The sequence below is a fragment of the Pseudomonas sp. PONIH3 genome (assembly GCF_002934345.1).
In the GTDB taxonomy this organism is placed as follows: Bacteria; Pseudomonadota; Gammaproteobacteria; order Pseudomonadales; family Pseudomonadaceae; genus Aquipseudomonas; species Aquipseudomonas soli.
Genome location: NZ_CP026386.1, coordinates 4,685,001 through 4,701,874, shown reverse-complemented (window position 1 = coordinate 4,701,874; position 16,874 = coordinate 4,685,001). Strand labels below are relative to the sequence as shown.

Genomic DNA, 16,874 nt, shown 5'->3' with positions numbered 1-16,874 from the left:
TCAGCTCTCCTCCAGGCGTTGGCGCCAGCTGATGCGTCCGATATTGCCCTGCCCGTCCACGGCATACACCGCTTCCAGGAAGTGCCGGCCGCGCACCTGGCGGCTCAGCGCCGTGATCCGCACGAGGTTGACCCGCTGCTCCGGCGGCAGGCCGACGGCACGGCGTGTCTGCCCCAGATGCTGGAGCAGGACATAGCCACTGTCGGTGGTTCGCCACGGCGCGGCAGGTGAGGCTGTCGGCAGTGCGGGTGGCAGGCAGTCAAGGCACAGCGCAGGCAAGCCACCTGGCAGCAACTCGGCGCCTTCCACCAGGCTGGCTTCGGCCTGTTCGAAAGCCTGCGCCCTGCGCCATTGTTCGCCGACCTGCCGCGCCTGCAGCAAGGCTTCGCGCATGCCCAGCGCGGTCAGCAGGCCAAGCAGCAGGCTGAGGCTCAGGGCCAGCAACAGCACCACGCCACGCTGGCGGCTCATGCGTCATCCCCTGGATTGCGCACGGCCACGCTCACGGCATGGCGCTGCTCCAGCCGATGCTCGCGGTCCTGCATGAGCAACTCGATATCGACGCGACCGTCGCCATGACGCACCCGCAGGGCCCGGACATTGTCGACCAGGCTGGCATGCTGGGCGTTGCTGGTGAACATCAGGCTGCCATTGCGTACGCGGTAGGTAACCCGGCGCACCGGCAAGGCCAGCAGGGCATCGCCAGGCACATGCTGGCCACGCAGGACCTGCGCCCAACTGCGACAGTCGGTGAGCACGGTCCAGTCCGGCGCGCCGAGCAATCCCGGCAGCTCGGCGCCTACCAGCGTGAGGCTGTCAGCGTTGGCCTCGATCGGCCTGGCGAACGCTAGCGCAGCCTGCGGATCGGTGAAGTCCGCCGCTTCCAGGCGCAGGCAGCCAAACATGCCCGCCATGCGGATGTCCTCGGCCAGGCGCTGCAGGACCAGGCGCGCATCATCCTGCAGCCTCGCCGCCGCGCCTTGTAGCCGCCAGGCCTGATAGGCCTGGCCGAACAACTGGCTCGCCGTCACCAGCAACAACGCCCCCAGGGCCACGGCCAGCAACACCTCGACCAGCCCGGCGCCTGCTTGCCCGCGTTTCATGGCAGCACCCTGCCCTGCAACTGCAAGGGCGGGCGCCCTTCAGCCTGGGCCGGCCAGCTCACCTGCAGCTCCAGCATGCCGGCGTGGCGCCTGATCAGCCCCTGCGCCGAGGTGCCAAGCACCTGGGTGACCCGCGAGCGCCAGGCACTCTCCTCCCCCGCTTCGAGCGTGCCGCTGGCCCTCACCCGCTCGAACATGCCCTGGGCCAGCTGCAACGCCTGACCGTCACGCAGGGCGCTCTCGGCCGCCTGCATGCCACGCACCTGCAAGGCCGCCGCGGCGAACACCCCAAGCGCCAGCACCGTCATCGCCAGCAGCACCTCCAGCAGCGTCATCCCACCTTCCTTCGCCCACATCGCCACCCTCCTGGGATCTTTCCTCGCCGTCTGCCCGAACCGCCTGACTGGCGCCTCGCGCGGCCAGGCCGGAAGCTACAGCGAAGCACTTCCAGGGAGGAATGCACGGTGAGGCAACAAGGCGTAACACTGCTACAAATGATGTGCGCACTGACAATTGGCAGCCTGCTGACACACCTGGGGATAACGGCCTACGCCAGGCTCGGCGAAACCCTGCAACTGGCCGCCGCAGCCCGGGAACTGGCGCAGGCACTGCGCGCTGCGCGCAACCAGGCCGCGCTGCAACAGCTGGCGCTGACGGTTCATCCACTGCAAGGTGACTGGGGCAAGGGTTGGCGTGTGTCGCAGGAACACGACGGCCAGGTTTTGCGCGAACATCGCCTGGCCAAGCCCGTAAAGGTAGTGGCCAGTTCTGCGCGGGAGGTGCGCTTCAGCAAGCGTGGCGCACCGATAGGGGAAGGCTTTGTCGGTATCACGCTGGACATCTGCCAGCGCAGCGGGCCTGGCAGCCAGCATCAGGTGGTGCTGAGCCCCAGTGGCCGGGTCAGCCTGCGCAGCGACGAGGGCCGCCGCTGTGCAGGTGACTGAGTCAGATCAGCGAGCGAACCCGCAGTTCCTTGGGCATCGAGAAGGTGATGTTCTCTTCGCGGCCGTCGAGCTCTTCGGCGCCGGTGGCGCCCCAGGCCTTGAGCTGCTCGATCACGCCACGCACCAGCACCTCGGGCGCCGAGGCACCGGCGGTGATACCGATACGCTCGGCACCATCGAACCAGCTGCGTTGCAGGTCCTCGGCACCGTCGATCAGGTAGGCCGGCGTGCTCATGCGCTCGGCCAACTCGCGCAGGCGGTTGGAGTTGGAGCTGTTGGGGCTGCCGACCACCAGTACCACGTCACACTCGTCGGCCAGTTGCTTGACGGCGTCCTGGCGGTTTTGCGTGGCGTAGCAGATGTCGTCCTTGCGCGGGCCGCCAATGTTCGGGAAGCGCGCGCGCAGGGCGTCGATCACCCGGCTGGTGTCGTCCATCGACAGGGTGGTCTGGGTGACGAAGGCCAGGTGGTCAGGGTCATTCACCTGCAGCTGGGCAACATCGTCCTCGTCCTCGACGAGGTAGATGGCGCCGCCGTTGCTGGCGTCGTACTGACCCATGGTGCCTTCGACTTCCGGGTGCCCTTCGTGGCCGATGAGAATGGTCTCACGGCCATCACGGCTGTACTTGGCCACCTCGATATGCACCTTGGTCACCAGTGGGCAGGTGGCGTCGAACACTTTCAGGCCACGGCCGGCGGCTTCCTGGCGCACGGCCTGGGAAACGCCATGGGCGCTGAAGATGACGATGACGTCGTCCGGCACCTGGTCCAGCTCTTCGACGAACACCGCGCCACGGTTACGCAAGTCTTCGACCACGAACTTGTTGTGCACCACTTCGTGGCGCACGTAGATCGGCGGGCCGAAGACTTCCAGGGCGCGGTTGACGATCTCGATCGCACGGTCGACCCCGGCGCAGAAGCCGCGCGGGTTGGCGAGTTTGATTTGCATGCTCGGCTCCAGGCTCACACGGCCTTCACGTCGAGGATCTGCACCTCGAAGTTCAGGGTCTTGCCAGCCAGTGGATGGTTGAAATCGATGGTCACCTGGTTGTCGTCGAACGCTTTGACCACACCCGGCAGCTCGGTGTTGGCGGCATCGTTGAAGATCACCAGCAGCCCTTCGGACAGCTCCATGCCTTCGAACTGCGAGCGCGGCATCACCTGTACGTTCTGCGGGTTGTGCTGGCCGAAGGCATTCTCCGGGGCGATGCTCAGCTTGCGCTGGTCACCGGCCTTGAAGCCGAACAGAGCGTTTTCGAAGCCCGGCAGCAGGTTGCCGTCACCCACCTTGAACGTGGCCGGGGCCTTGTCGAAAGTGCTGTCGACGGTGTCGCCGTTTTCCAGGTGCAGCGCGAAGTGCAGGGTGACTTCGGTGTTCTGGCCGATACGGGTCTCAGTCATGGACGGCTTCCTCGGACTTCTTGCTCTTGAACATATCCAGCGCCAGCATCACCGCGCCCACGGTAATGGCGCTGTCGGCCAGGTTGAAGGCCGGGAAGTAGTGGCGGTTCTGCCAGTGCACCAGGATGAAATCGACCACATGGCCAAGCACCACGCGGTCGTACAGGTTGCCCAATGCACCGCCCAGCACCAGCGCCAGGGCCACGGCCAGCCAGGTTTCGTTGCGCCCCAGGCGCTTGAGCCAGACCACCAGCACGGCGCTGACCACCACGGCGATCAGCGCGAACAGCCAGCGCTGCCAGCCGGAGCTGTCGGCCAGGAAGCTGAACGCCGCGCCGGTGTTGTAGGCCAGGGTCCAGCTGAAGTAGTCGGGGATGACCACGATCTGCTGGTACAGGCTCAGCGCGCCCTCGAAGTAGACCTTGGTGGCCTGGTCGAGGACCAGCACCACCAGGCTCAGCCAGAGCCAGGCAAGGCGCCCAAAGCGCCCCGCGGAAGCGTTAGGCATAGTGGCGCACCTCACCGGAACCGCTCAGGTTATCGACGCAACGGCCACAGATTTCCGGATGCTCCGGATGGCTGCCCACATCGGCGCGGAAGTGCCAGCAACGGCCGCACTTGACATGGCCAGACTTGACGACCTTCAGCTTGAGCCCTTCGACCTCGGTTGTCACGGCATCGGCCGGAGCCTGGACGAACGGCACCACGCTGGCGGCAGAGGTGATCAGCACGAAGCGCAGCTCATCGCCGAGCTTGTTCAGGTCGGCGGTCAGGCCCTCTTCGGCGAACAGGGTGACCTCGGCCTGCAGGTTGCCGCCGATGACCTTGGCGGTACGCTGGTTCTCCAGCTCCTTGTTGACTGCGGCCTTGACCGCCATCACACGGTCCCAGTAGGCACGGTCCAGCTCGGCGTCGGCCGGCAGCTCCGTCAGGCCCTGGTACCAGGTGTTGAGCATCACCGACTCGTTGCGCTCGCCCGGCAGGTACTGCCAGATCTCGTCGGCGGTGAACGCCAGGATCGGCGCGATCCAGCGCACCAGCGCCTCGCTGATGTGGTACAGCGCGGTCTGGCAGGAGCGGCGGGCGACACTGTTCACGCCGGTGGTGTACTGGCGATCCTTGATGATGTCGAGGTAGAAGCCACCGAGCTCCTGCACGCAGAAGTTGTGGATCTTCGAGTAGACGTTCCAGAAACGGTACTCGCCGTAGTGCTCTTCCAGCTCGCGCTGCAGCAGCAGGGTGCGGTCGACCGCCCAACGGTCCAGGGCCAGCATGTCCTCGGCCGGCAACAGGTCGCGGGCCGGATCGAAGCCGGACAGGTTGGAAAGCAGGAAGCGCGCGGTGTTGCGGATGCGGCGGTAGGCATCGGCGCTGCGCTGCAGGATCTGCTCGGAGACGGCCATCTCGCCCGAATAGTCGGTGGCGGACACCCACAGGCGCAGGATGTCGGCACCCAGGGTGTTGTTGACCTTTTCCGGCTCGATGGTGTTGCCCAGCGACTTGGACATCTTGCGGCCGTTCTCGTCCACGGTGAAGCCGTGGGTCAGCAGCTCGCGGTAAGGCGCGTGGCCGTCGATGGCGCAGCCGGTCAGCAAGGAAGAGTGGAACCAGCCGCGGTGCTGGTCGGAACCTTCCAGGTACAGGTCGGCGCGCGGGCCGGTGGCGTGGCCGATATCGTGGGAACCACGCAGCACGTGCCAATGGGTGGTACCCGAGTCGAACCAGACGTCGAGGGTATCGGAAATCTTGTCGTACTGGCCGGCTTCATCGCCCAGCAGCTCAGCGGCATCCAGCTTGAACCAGGCTTCGATGCCCTGCTGTTCGACGCGCTTGGCCACTTCCTCCATCAGCTCGACGGTACGTGGGTGCAATTCGCCGGTCTGCTTGTCCAGGAAAAACGGGATCGGCACGCCCCAGTTGCGCTGACGCGAGATGCACCAGTCGGGGCGGTTGGCGATCATCGAGTGCAGGCGCGCCTGGCCCCAGGCCGGAACGAACTTGGTCTCTTCGATGGCCTTGAGCGAGCGCTCGCGCAGGTTGTCGCCGCTGGTGGGCTGCTTGTCCATGCCGACGAACCACTGCGCGGTGGCGCGATAGATCAGCGGGGTCTTGTGGCGCCAGCAGTGCATGTAGCTGTGGCTGATGGTTTCGGTGTGCATCAGCGCGCCGACTTCGCTGAGTTTGTCGACGATGGCCGGGTTGGCCTTCCAGATGAACTGGCCGCCGAAGAACGGCAGCGACTCGACGTACACACCGTTGCTCTGCACCGGGGTGAGAATGTCGTCGTTGACCATGCCGTAGCGCTTGCAGGTAACGAAGTCGTCTTCACCGTAGGCGGGCGAGGAATGCACCACGCCTGTACCGGCGCCCAGCTCGACGTATTCGGCCAGGTAGATCGGCGACAGGCGATCGTAGAACGGGTGACGGAAGTTGATCAGCTCGAGGGCCGAACCCGGGGCGGTGGCGATGACCGAACCTTCCAGCGCATAGCGCTTCAGGCACGACTCGACCAGCTCCTCGGCCAGTACCAGCAGGCGCTCGCCGGTGTCGACCAGGGCGTAGGTGAAGTCCGGGTGGATGTTCAGCGCCTGGTTGGCCGGGATGGTCCACGGGGTGGTGGTCCAGATCACGATGGCGGCGGGCTTGGCCAGCGCGGCCAGGCCGAAGGCAGCGGCCAGCTTGGCCTCGTCGGCGACCGGGAAGGCGACGTCGATGGTCTGGGATTTCTTGTCGGCGTACTCGACTTCGGCTTCGGCCAGGGCCGAACCGCAATCGAAGCACCAGTTCACCGGCTTCAGGCCCTTGAACACGAAGCCTTGCTTGACCATCTCGGCCAGGGCGCGGATCTCGCCGGCCTCGTTGGCGAAGTTCATGGTCTTGTACGGGTTGTCCCAATCACCCAGCACGCCCAGGCGGATGAACTCGGTCTTCTGCCCCTCGATCTGCTCGGCGGCGTACTCGCGGCACAGCTCGCGGGTGCGGTCGGCGGTCAGGTGCTTGCCGTGGGTGACCTCGACCTTGTGCTCGATCGGCAGGCCGTGGCAGTCCCAGCCCGGTACATACGGGGCGTCGAAACCCGACAGGGTCTTCGAACGGACAATCATGTCCTTGAGAATCTTGTTCAGCGCATGACCGATATGGATCTTGCCGTTGGCATAGGGCGGACCGTCGTGCAGGACGAACTTCGGACGATCCTTGCCAATTTCGCGCAGCTTCTGGTACAGGCCAATGCTGTCCCAGCGCTGCAGGATCTGCGGTTCGCGCTGAGGCAGGCCGGCCTTCATGGGGAAGGCGGTGTCCGGAAGGTTAAGCGTGGCTTTGTAGTCGGTCATTTCAGGCTCTTCGTTAGCGGTTGAGCGTGCCAGTGGGCACGTGCGGCGGCGATGTCCGCGTCGATCGCCGACTTCAGCGCCTCCAGGGAGGCGAAACGCTGCTCTTCACGCAGCTTGTGGTGGAATTCCACCGTCAGGCGCCGGCCATAGAGGTCACCGGCGTAATCCAGGAGATGAATCTCCAGGTGAGGACGCCCGTCACCGGCGACGGTGGGGCGTACTCCGATATTGCCGACACCCGGCCACTGCTGGCCGTCGATCTCGATGCTGGCCAGGTAGACCCCGGACAGCGGCACGCGACGGCGCTTGAGCTGGATGTTGGCGGTAGGTGTGCCGAGCTGGCGGGCCAGCTTCTGGCCATGCAGCACGCGGCCGGTAATGCGGTACGGACGGCCCAGCAGGTGTTCGGCCAGCTCGAAGTCGCCCTCTGCCAGGGCCTTGCGCACTTCGGTGCTGCTGACCCGCAGGCCATCCTGGATGACGGTGTTGGCCGCCTCGACGCTGAAGCCATGGCGTTTGCCGGCTTCGGTGAGGAAAGCGAAATCACCGGCGCGGTCGCAGCCGAAACGGAAGTCATCGCCCACTTCGAGGTGGCGCACGCCCAGGCCATCGACCAGCACTGCCTTGACGAACTGCTCGGCGCTGAGCTGGCTCAGGCGCTGATTGAACGACAGGCACAGCACCCGATCGATGCCCTCCGCGGCCAGCAACTCGACCTTGTCACGCAGGCGCGCCAGGCGGGCCGGCGCGGTATCCGGGGCGAAATATTCGCGAGGCTGTGGCTCGAAGATCACCACGCAGGTGGGCAGGCCGAGTGCCTGGCCACGTTCGCGCAGGCGTGCGAGGATCGCCTGGTGGCCGCGGTGGACCCCGTCGAAGTTGCCAATGGTGGCGACACAGCCCCGGTGCTCGGGGCGCAGGTTGTGAAGACCTCGAACCAGCTGCATAACGCGCTTCTTGCTCATAAAGTGGCCGATTATAACCACACCCGGGCGCTGGTGACAGGCAGCAGCGCCACCCTGGAGTGTGGAATGCGAAAAACCGACGCCTGACCCTTTTCGCGCCTCAGTGCAACGCCTTGCGGGCGAAGTGCCGTGGGCGGAAACCACACAGGTACAGGCAGCCGAAATAGGTCACCACGCCGGCGACGATCAGGGCGCCCAGGCGCACGAAGCGCTCGAGCATGTTGCCCTGCTCCCAGGCCGGCATGTAGTGCATGCCCAGCAACAGCACGCCCGACATCAACGCCACCGCCAGCACCAGCTTGAGCAGGAACATCGTCCAGCCCGGTTGCGGCTGGAACAGTTGCTGGCTGCGCAGCTTCCAGTACAGCAGGCCGGCGTTCAGGCAAGCGCCCAGGCTGATCGCCAGGGCCAGCCCGGCATGGGCCAGCGGGCCGACCAGCGCCAGGTTGAGCAACTGGGTGCAGACCAGGGTGAACACCGCGATCTTCACCGGTGTGCGGATATTCTGCTGCGCATAGAAGCCAGGTGCCAGCACCTTGACCAGGATGATCGCCATCAACCCCACCGAATACGCGACCAGCGCGCGCTGGGTCATCGCCGCGTCAAAGGCACTGAACTTGCCGTACTGGAACAGCGCTACGGTCAGCGGTTCGGCGAGGATGCCCAGGGCCAGGGTGCAGGGCAGCACCAGCAGGAAGCACAGGCGCAGGCCCCAGTCGAGGATCCGCGAATACTCCTCACGGTCCTGGTTGGCGTAGGTCTTGGCCAAGGTCGGCAGCAGGATGGTGCCCAGGGCCACGCCGAGCACGCCGGAGGGCAGTTCCATGAGGCGGTCGGCGTAGTACATCCAGGACACCGAGCCGGCCACCAGGAAGGAAGCGAAGATAGTGTTGATGATCAACGAGATCTGGCTCACCGACACCCCGAGGATGGCCGGCAGCATCTGCTTGAGCACGCGCCACACACCGGTATCGCGCAAGCTCAGGCGCGGCAGCACGAGCATGCCGATCTTCTTCAGCGCCGGCAGCTGGTAAAGCAGTTGCGCCAGGCCACCGGCCAGCACGCCCCAGGCCAGGGCCATGATCGGCGGGTCGAAGTAGGGCGTGAGCAGCACGGCGAAGGCGATCATCGCCACGTTGAGCAGCGTGGGGGTGAACGCCGGCACGCTGAAGCGATTCCAGGTGTTGAGGATCGCGCCGACCAGCGACGACAGCGAGATCAACAATATATAAGGAAAGGTCACCCGCAGCAGCGAAGTGGTCAGCTCGTACTTCTCTGCGCTGTCGACGAAACCCGGTGCCGTCGCCCAGACCACCCAGGGCGCGGCGAGGATGCCGATGGTGGTGACCAATGCCAGGATCAGGGTAAGCAGGCCACTGACATAGGCGACAAAGGTGCGGGTGGCCTCCTCGCCCTGCTGGGTCTTGTACTCGGCGAGGATCGGCACGAAGGCCTGGGAGAACGCGCCTTCGGCGAATATCCGCCGCAGCAGGTTGGGCAGCTTGAAGGCGATGAAGAAGGCGTCGGTGGCGATGCCGGCGCCGAACACCCTCGCCAGGATGGTATCGCGCACGAAGCCGAGCACCCGGGAAATCATGGTGATGGAGCTGACCGCAGCCAGGGATTTGAGCAGGTTCATCGAAAAGTTTCACGCCAGGGGCAGAGGACGCTGCAGACAGCGTCCGAATGTGCGATACTCCCGCGCCTTCGCAGGGGAGCCAAAAATTCCCGAGTTTACAGGTCGTGCGACAGAAAGGAATATTTCCCTCCTGTTGGCTCACCACTCGGCGGAACCTTGCAGGTGGCCTTGACATCCGATCGACTCATCGGCATGATTCGCGGCCTATTTTGTTTGCTATTTACCTAAAGTCTTTCGAGGAGCTCGACGGTGGCCAACTCACCTTCCGCCAAGAAACGTGCAAAACAGGCTGAGAAGCGTCGCAGCCACAACGCCAGCCTGCGTTCCATGGTCCGTACCTACATCAAGAATGTAGTCAAGGCCATCGACGCAAAAGACGCCGAAAAAGCGCAAGCCGCTTACGTTCTGGCTGTACCTGTAATCGACCGTATGGCCGACAAGGGTATCATCCACAAGAACAAAGCTGCTCGCCACAAAGGCCGTCTGAATGGCCACATCAAGGCACTGAAAGAAGCTGCAGCTGCCTAAGCGACGTTCTTGTCGAAAAAACCGACCCTAGGGTCGGTTTTTTTATGCCTGTGATTTTCTCGTTACTCGCCAAGGCTGCATTAGCACCGGTGTCTTCGAGTCAACCGGCAAGCCGGCTGCCACAGAATATCCTGAGGCCAACGCGGTCGGCGTGAGAGCCGGCTCGCCGGCGAAAGGGCCGCATAGCGGCCCCCCATCATTACTTGCCGATCTGGATCTTCGGCGCCCACTGCATCCATTCATCCTCCGGCTTGTCGAACAGCGCGAAGGTCTGCTGCGGTCGCGCAGGATTACCCATCTGTTCGCCATCGGGCGTGGCAAAGGCAATCCCACCGTCGATCAAGGTTTCCAACGACTCGGTGCGCACCGTGGCCCCCTTGAACAAGCCCCAGTCGAAACCAAACCCACTGCTGTTCCAGAAACGGCTGCCGCCACGCACCAGCCCGGCATAGCGAGGCTCGATAAGGATGTGGATAAGCACCCGGTCGGCGGTCTGGCCCAGCTCGAAGCCGGTGACTTTGCCCACTGCAATCTCCCGGTAGGTGACCGGCACGCCTGGCTTGATCGAACCACGGCGCGCCGCGCTCAAGGTCAACGGCAGGCCGACCTCCTCACCCTTCACCTCGGGGGCATCGCTCAGGGCGATGAAGTCACGCTGCGGCCCTTTATCCTTGAGCGCCGGCAGCACCTCCAGGTACTGACCGCCAATCAGCGTGTCGAGATTCTCGGTACGCACCAGGCCCAATGCAGGCTTGACCACCCAGAACTGCGTACCGGTGCGGGCGATACGCTCGGCCGCCTGGGTAATCCGCGCACGGAGCAGGACCGCCTGCAGGTCGCCGGTCAGGTCGACGCTCTCGACACTGCCCACATCCAGGCCGCGGAAACGGATCGGCGTGCCCGGCTTCAGGCCATCGGCGCGGTCCACGCGAATGGTGATCAGGGTCCCGGCCCGGTTGGCCGCGTCCTGGCTTTCATGCAGACGGAAGCGCGGGATGCGACGCTTGAGCGGTACATCCGGCTTCGGCGTATCGAAAGCGATGCCCCCGGCCATGAGCGTCTGCAGCGACTCACTCTTGACCTGGATCCCCGACAGGCCACCGGTCAAGGTGATGCCGCTGGCATTCCAGAAGCGCGTAGACCCGTTGACCAGGTTGGCGTATTCCTTCTCGATGTGCACACCGATCAGGATGCGCTTGCTGTTGCGAGCGAACTGGTAGCTCTGCACGCTGCCCACGCGCACCTGGCGGTACATCACCGGGCTACCCACCTCCAGCGAGCCCAGGGTATCGGCGAACAGCACCATGTGCAGGCCGGGCGCCTTCAGGTCCAGTGGCGGCGCCTTGGGACGCGCTTCGAACTCGCGCAGGGGCTTGGCGCCTGGCTCGCCCGGGCGGACCGCGATGTAGTTACCCTTCACCAACGCCTCGAGGCCAGTGATACCGGCAAGCGAGATCGACGGCTTGACTACCCAGAACTGTGTGCCTTCAACCAGATAGTCCTCGGCCAGCGGGTCCAGGGTCAGCTCGGCCGTTGCGCTGGCCAGGTCACTTTCGACCTTGAGATCCTTGAGCGTGCCCACCTGGATGCCCTTGTACAACACTGGCGTGCGCCCCTTCTGCAAGCCTTCGAAATCACTGAGCTTGACCTTGACGCGGATACCGGCCTGGGCCGCGTCGAAGTCCTCGTACAAGCGGAACGGCAGGCTTGGATCGGTGGGCGGGCTGTCCTTGCGGTTCTCCGGCGTTGCAAAGGCGATACCCCCGGCCACGATGCTCGACAGCGATTCAGTGCGTACCTTCACCCCGGACAGGTCGGCATCGATGCTGACCCCGCTGGCATTCCAGAAACGTGTGTGCTTGCGCACCAGGCTGGCATAGGCTGGCGCGATGAACACCTTGATCTCCACCGTGCCCTGATCCTCGGACAGGCGATAGCTCTTCACCCGACCGACCTGAATCTGCTTGTAGAAGATCGGGCTGTCGCGGTTGAGCGAGCCCAGCCGCTCGGCCTTGAGGGTCAGGTGCAAGCCAGGCTCGGCATCCGACAGTGGCGGCGCTTCCTTGAGCGCGGTGAAGCGCTTGGTCGGCTCTCCGTCTCCAGGGTCGACGGCAATATAGTTGCCCGAAACCAGCGTCTCCAGGCCCGAGATGCCTGCCAGGCTGACGCTCGGCTTGACCACCCAGAAGCGCGTGCCCTTGTTCAGGTGCGGGCCTGCCTCCTTGCGCATCTCGATGGTGGCAATGACACCACGCTTGTCCCCCTTGTCATCCAGCACCAGGGCAACCACCTTGCCCACCGACATGCCTTTATAGATAACCTCGGTCTTGTTGGCGACGATGCCCTCGCCACTTTCGAAGCGCACCTGGATCTCGATGCCAGCATCCTTATAGGCTTGCCATGCCAGCCAGCCACCGATTGCCAAGGCAATCAGCGGCAGGATCCAGATGGCCGACCAGTTCGAAGCTGGGCGGGTTTTAGCCGTAGGCAAGTCACTCATGGTCGTCATCCGACTCCGTGTTGTCCCAGATCAGTCGGGGATCGAAAGTTAAAGCGGCGAGCATCGTCAGGATCACCACGGAGGCGAAGGCGACGGCGCCCAGGTTGGCTTCGACACTGGCGATGCGGCCGAAATTCACCACGGCCACGAGAATGGCAATGACGAAGATGTCCAGCATCGACCAGCGGCCGATGAATTCAATGAAGCGATACATCAGGATGCGCTGCCGCGCCGACAGCGGCTGGTGGCGCTGTACCGAATAGAGCAGCAGGGCGATCCCCACCAGCTTGAAGGTGGGCACCAGGATGCTGGCAATGAACACCACCGCGGCGATCGGCAACATGCCGTGCTTCATCAGGGTGATCACGCCGGACATGATGGTGTCCGGGCTGCCTTGGCCAAGAGCGCTGACGGTCATGATCGGCAGCACGTTGGCCGGGATATAGAGGATCATCGAGGTAATCAGCAGCGCCCAGGTACGCACGATGCTGTTGGGCCGCCGGGCATGTACCACTGCCCCGCAGCGGGTGCAGCTCTGCGAGGTGCTGCCGGGCTCCTGACGATTAAGCTCATGACATTCATTGCATACCAGGATGCCTGCATCAATCGCCCGCATGGACGTCCTCCCCCGACAAGGCCACCCAAATCTGGTGCGGTGACATCACCACTTCGAGCCAGACCTGCACCAGCAGCAGGCTGATGAAGCAGAACAGACCCAGGCCAATGCTCAGCTCGGCCAGATCGACCAGCTTGACGATGGCCACCAGCACGCCCATGAAGTAGACCTCGAGCATCCCCCACTCACGCAGGTGGTGGTAGATACGATAGATCAGCAGGCCATAGCTGCGGCCGAAGTCGAGACGGATGCTCAGCAACACCGCCAGCTGGCACAGCAGCTTGAGCAGGGGAATGGCCATGCTGCACAGGAACACCACCACGGCGATGCCACGCATCCCTGAATTGTATAGGCCGAGCACACCACTCCAGACCGTGTCGTCGGAGGTCTGGCCGAGCAGGTGCAATTGCATGATGGGCAGGAAGTTGGCCGGCACATACAGCAACAGGGCGGTCAGGACGAGGGCCAGGCTACGGTTGACCAGGTTGTGGCGATGGGCGTACAGCTCGTAGCCGCAACGTGGGCATTGCGCCTTTTCATCAGTCTGCAACGAGACTTTGCGCATCAGCAGGTCGCACTCGTGGCAGGCCACCAGCTCATCCAGCGGCAGCTGCGCGAGCGCTTCGGGTTCTACAGGGTTAGGCATAAAGGGGTTCTGAATGGAGACGTCGGCTCTATTCTAGTGTTCCGACTCGAATTGTGGGAGGTGGCCAGTATGAGGAACTGTATCGGTGTTCGAGTCACATTTTCCGTGAGCAGGGCGCATCGCCGGCAAGTCGGCACCCGTAGCGTTTGCCGGGCACAAAGACAAAACCCCTACCTGCTCGCGCAGATAGGGGTTTTGCGAAATGAATCTTGACGATGACCTACTCTCACATGGGGAAACCCCACACTACCATCGGCGATGCATCGTTTCACTACTGAGTTCGGGATGGGATCAGGTGGTTCCAATGCTCTATGGTCGTCAAGAAATTCGGTTGCCAGTACGTCCTTGCAGACATGCCAGCCAATTCGGATATGTGATCTTTGTGGTTCGTCGCGAACTTTCGGTTCGTTTCGTCTTCACCACCGCAATCTGCGTGAGCAAATTGCTTGGGTGTTATATGGTCAAGCCTCACGGGCAATTAGTATTGGTTAGCTCAACGCCTCACAGCGCTTACACACCCAACCTATCAACGTCGTAGTCTTCGACGGCCCTTCAGGGAGCTCAAGGCTCCAGTGAGATCTCATCTTGAGGCAAGTTTCCCGCTTAGATGCTTTCAGCGGTTATCTCTTCCGAACATAGCTACCCGGCAATGCCACTGGCGTGACAACCGGAACACCAGAGGTTCGTCCACTCCGGTCCTCTCGTACTAGGAGCAGCCCCTCTCAAATCTCAAACGTCCACGGCAGATAGGGACCGAACTGTCTCACGACGTTCTAAACCCAGCTCGCGTACCACTTTAAATGGCGAACAGCCATACCCTTGGGACCGGCTTCAGCCCCAGGATGTGATGAGCCGACATCGAGGTGCCAAACACCGCCGTCGATATGAACTCTTGGGCGGTATCAGCCTGTTATCCCCGGAGTACCTTTTATCCGTTGAGCGATGGCCCTTCCATACAGAACCACCGGATCACTAAGACCTACTTTCGTACCTGCTCGACGTGTGTGTCTCGCAGTCAAGCGCGCTTTTGCCTTTATACTCTACGACCGATTTCCGACCGGTCTGAGCGCACCTTCGTACTCCTCCGTTACTCTTTGGGAGGAGACCGCCCCAGTCAAACTACCCACCATACACTGTCCTCGATCCGGATAACGGACCTGAGTTAGAACCTCAAGGTTGCCAGGGTGGTATTTCAAGGATGGCTCCATGAGAACTGGCGTCCCCACTTCAAAGCCTCCCACCTATCCTACACAAGCAAGCTCAAAGTCCAGTGCAAAGCTATAGTAAAGGTTCACGGGGTCTTTCCGTCTAGCCGCGGATACACTGCATCTTCACAGCGATTTCAATTTCACTGAGTCTCGGGTGGAGACAGCGCCGCCATCGTTACGCCATTCGTGCAGGTCGGAACTTACCCGACAAGGAATTTCGCTACCTTAGGACCGTTATAGTTACGGCCGCCGTTTACCGGGGCTTCGATCAAGAGCTTCGCTTGCGCTAACCCCATCAATTAACCTTCCGGCACCGGGCAGGCGTCACACCCTATACGTCCACTTTCGTGTTTGCAGAGTGCTGTGTTTTTAATAAACAGTCGCAGCGGCCTGGTATCTTCGACCGGCGTGGGCTTACGCAGCAAGTGCTTCACCCTCACCGGCGCACCTTCTCCCGAAGTTACGGTGCCATTTTGCCTAGTTCCTTCACCCGAGTTCTCTCAAGCGCCTTGGTATTCTCTACCTAACCACCTGTGTCGGTTTGGGGTACGGTTCCCAGTTATCTGAAGCTTAGGAGCTTTTCTTGGAAGCATGGCATCAACCACTTCGCGCTCTAATGAGCACTCGTCATCAGCTCTCGGCCTTGAGATCCCGGATTTGCCTAAGATCTCAGCCTACCACCTTAAACTTGGACAACCAACGCCAAGCTGGCCTAGCCTTCTCCGTCCCTCCATCGCAATAACTGGAAGTACAGGAATATTAACCTGTTTTCCATCGACTACGCTTTTCAGCCTCGCCTTAGGGACCGACTAACCCTGCGTCGATTAACGTTGCGCAGGAAACCTTGGTCTTTCGGCGTGCGAGTTTTTCACTCGCATTGTCGTTACTCATGTCAGCATTCGCACTTCTGATACCTCCAGCAAGCTTCTCAACTCACCTTCACAGGCTTACAGAACGCTCCTCTACCGCATCACCTAAAGGTGATACCCGTAGCTTCGGTGCATGGTTTGAGCCCCGTTACATCTTCCGCGCAGGCCGACTCGACTAGTGAGCTATTACGCTTTCTTTAAAGGGTGGCTGCTTCTAAGCCAACCTCCTAGCTGTCTAAGCCTTCCCACATCGTTTCCCACTTAACCATGACTTTGGGACCTTAGCTGACGGTCTGGGTTGTTTCCCTTTTCACGACGGACGTTAGCACCCGCCGTGTGTCTCCCATGCTCGGCACTTGTAGGTATTCGGAGTTTGCATCGGTTTGGTAAGTCGGGATGACCCCCTAGCCGAAACAGTGCTCTACCCCCTACAGTGATACATGAGGCGCTACCTAAATAGCTTTCGAGGAGAACCAGCTATCTCCGAGCTTGATTAGCCTTTCACTCCGATCCACAGGTCATCCGCTAACTTTTCAACGGTAGTCGGTTCGGTCCTCCAGTCAGTGTTACCTAACCTTCAACCTGCCCATGGATAGATCGCCCGGTTTCGGGTCTATACCCAGCGACTAAAGCGCCCTATTAAGACTCGCTTTCGCTACGCCTCCCCTATTCGGTTAAGCTCGCCACTGAATATAAGTCGCTGACCCATTATACAAAAGGTATGCAGTCACCTAACAAAGTAGGCTCCCACTGCTTGTACGCATACGGTTTCAGGTTCTATTTCACTCCCCTCTCCGGGGTTCTTTTCGCCTTTCCCTCACGGTACTGGTTCACTATCGGTCAGTCAGTAGTATTTAGCCTTGGAGGATGGTCCCCCCATGTTCAGACAAAGTTTCTCGTGCTCCGTCCTACTCGATTTCACTGGCAAGAGATTTTCGTGTACGGGGCTATCACCCACTATGGCCGCACTTTCCAGAGCGTTCCACTAATCTCAAACCAGCTTAAGGGCTGGTCCCCGTTCGCTCGCCACTACTAAGGGAATCTCGGTTGATTTCTTTTCCTCAGGGTACTTAGATGTTTCAGTTCCCCTGGTTCGCCTCTTGCACCTATGTATTCAGTACAA

14 protein-coding genes and 2 rRNA genes (1 of these 16 only partly in view) are annotated in these 16,874 nt (G+C 62.0%); 2 read left to right on the top strand and 14 right to left on the bottom strand.

Annotated elements, in window-relative coordinates; all coding sequences use genetic code 11:
- Genes C3F42_RS21810 through C3F42_RS30385 form a run of 3 tightly spaced genes read right to left on the bottom strand, consistent with a single transcriptional unit; the run spans position 1 to position 1,438 of the window.
- Complete coding sequence (locus tag C3F42_RS21810; RefSeq protein ID WP_104444895.1) at positions 1–471, bottom strand: hypothetical protein; 471 nt, start codon at positions 469–471, stop codon at positions 1–3.
- Complete coding sequence (locus C3F42_RS21805) at positions 468–1,103, bottom strand: PilW family protein (protein WP_104444894.1); 636 nt, start codon at positions 1,101–1,103, stop codon at positions 468–470. The genes C3F42_RS21810 and C3F42_RS21805 overlap by 4 nt, the downstream gene beginning before the upstream one ends.
- On the bottom strand, positions 1,100–1,438 hold the full coding sequence (locus C3F42_RS30385) for a hypothetical protein (protein WP_371920581.1): 339 nt from the start codon (positions 1,436–1,438) through the stop codon (positions 1,100–1,102). The genes C3F42_RS21805 and C3F42_RS30385 overlap by 4 nt, the downstream gene beginning before the upstream one ends.
- A 162-nt stretch (positions 1,439–1,600) precedes the next feature.
- Between C3F42_RS30385 and C3F42_RS21795 the strand changes: the two genes are divergently transcribed.
- Positions 1,601–2,047 (top strand): GspH/FimT family protein, encoded by a 447-nt coding sequence (locus tag C3F42_RS21795; protein ID WP_236661048.1) that lies wholly within the window; start codon positions 1,601–1,603, stop codon positions 2,045–2,047.
- Position 2,048: 1 nt separating this feature from the next.
- Here the strand turns inward: C3F42_RS21795 and ispH are convergent, their stop codons facing one another.
- From ispH to murJ, 6 genes are all read right to left on the bottom strand, one after another.
- A complete protein-coding gene (gene ispH, locus C3F42_RS21790; protein ID WP_038706818.1) occupies positions 2,049–2,996 on the bottom strand; it encodes a 4-hydroxy-3-methylbut-2-enyl diphosphate reductase in 948 nt (315 codons plus the stop codon).
- Positions 2,997–3,010: 14 nt separating this feature from the next.
- The gene (locus C3F42_RS21785; RefSeq protein ID WP_023629753.1) at positions 3,011–3,448 is read right to left on the bottom strand and encodes a peptidylprolyl isomerase; all 438 of its coding nucleotides are present in this window, start codon (positions 3,446–3,448) and stop codon (positions 3,011–3,013) included.
- Positions 3,441–3,956: a signal peptidase II gene (gene lspA, locus C3F42_RS21780; protein ID WP_023629752.1), complete on the bottom strand. Its 516-nt coding sequence runs from the start codon at positions 3,954–3,956 to the stop codon at positions 3,441–3,443. The genes C3F42_RS21785 and lspA overlap by 8 nt, the downstream gene beginning before the upstream one ends.
- Positions 3,949–6,780 carry an isoleucine--tRNA ligase gene (gene ileS, locus C3F42_RS21775; protein ID WP_094011773.1) on the bottom strand — a complete coding sequence of 944 codons (2,832 nt, stop codon included), beginning with the start codon at positions 6,778–6,780 and terminating at the stop codon, positions 3,949–3,951. The genes lspA and ileS overlap by 8 nt, the downstream gene beginning before the upstream one ends.
- Positions 6,777–7,727 (bottom strand): bifunctional riboflavin kinase/FAD synthetase, encoded by a 951-nt coding sequence (gene ribF / locus C3F42_RS21770; protein ID WP_104444893.1) that lies wholly within the window; start codon positions 7,725–7,727, stop codon positions 6,777–6,779. The genes ileS and ribF overlap by 4 nt, the downstream gene beginning before the upstream one ends.
- Positions 7,728–7,845: 118 nt before the next feature.
- Positions 7,846–9,384: a murein biosynthesis integral membrane protein MurJ gene (gene murJ, locus C3F42_RS21765; RefSeq protein ID WP_104444892.1), complete on the bottom strand. Its 1,539-nt coding sequence runs from the start codon at positions 9,382–9,384 to the stop codon at positions 7,846–7,848.
- A gap of 249 nt (positions 9,385–9,633) precedes the next feature.
- Here murJ and rpsT point away from each other — a divergent pair, with 249 nt between their 5' ends.
- Positions 9,634–9,912 carry a 30S ribosomal protein S20 gene (rpsT, locus tag C3F42_RS21760; protein WP_023533220.1) on the top strand — a complete coding sequence of 93 codons (279 nt, stop codon included), beginning with the start codon at positions 9,634–9,636 and terminating at the stop codon, positions 9,910–9,912.
- Between the two features lie 199 nt (positions 9,913–10,111).
- Here the strand turns inward: rpsT and C3F42_RS21755 are convergent, their stop codons facing one another.
- The 5 genes from C3F42_RS21755 to C3F42_RS21735 form a co-directional block, all read right to left on the bottom strand.
- Positions 10,112–12,412, bottom strand: coding sequence for a PqiB family protein (locus C3F42_RS21755; RefSeq protein WP_104444891.1), 2,301 nt, complete (start codon positions 12,410–12,412; stop codon positions 10,112–10,114).
- The gene (locus tag C3F42_RS21750) at positions 12,405–13,028 is read right to left on the bottom strand and encodes a paraquat-inducible protein A (RefSeq protein ID WP_023629756.1); all 624 of its coding nucleotides are present in this window, start codon (positions 13,026–13,028) and stop codon (positions 12,405–12,407) included. Before C3F42_RS21750 ends, C3F42_RS21755 begins: the two co-directional genes overlap by 8 nt.
- Positions 13,015–13,674, bottom strand: a complete 660-nt coding sequence (locus C3F42_RS21745) for a paraquat-inducible protein A (RefSeq protein WP_046854155.1) — start codon at positions 13,672–13,674, stop codon at positions 13,015–13,017. The genes C3F42_RS21750 and C3F42_RS21745 overlap by 14 nt, the downstream gene beginning before the upstream one ends.
- A 207-nt stretch (positions 13,675–13,881) precedes the next feature.
- Positions 13,882–13,997, bottom strand: a 5S ribosomal RNA gene (gene rrf, locus C3F42_RS21740).
- 134 nt (positions 13,998–14,131) lie between these two features.
- A 23S ribosomal RNA gene (locus tag C3F42_RS21735) occupies positions 14,132–16,874 on the bottom strand; it runs 151 nt beyond the window's last position.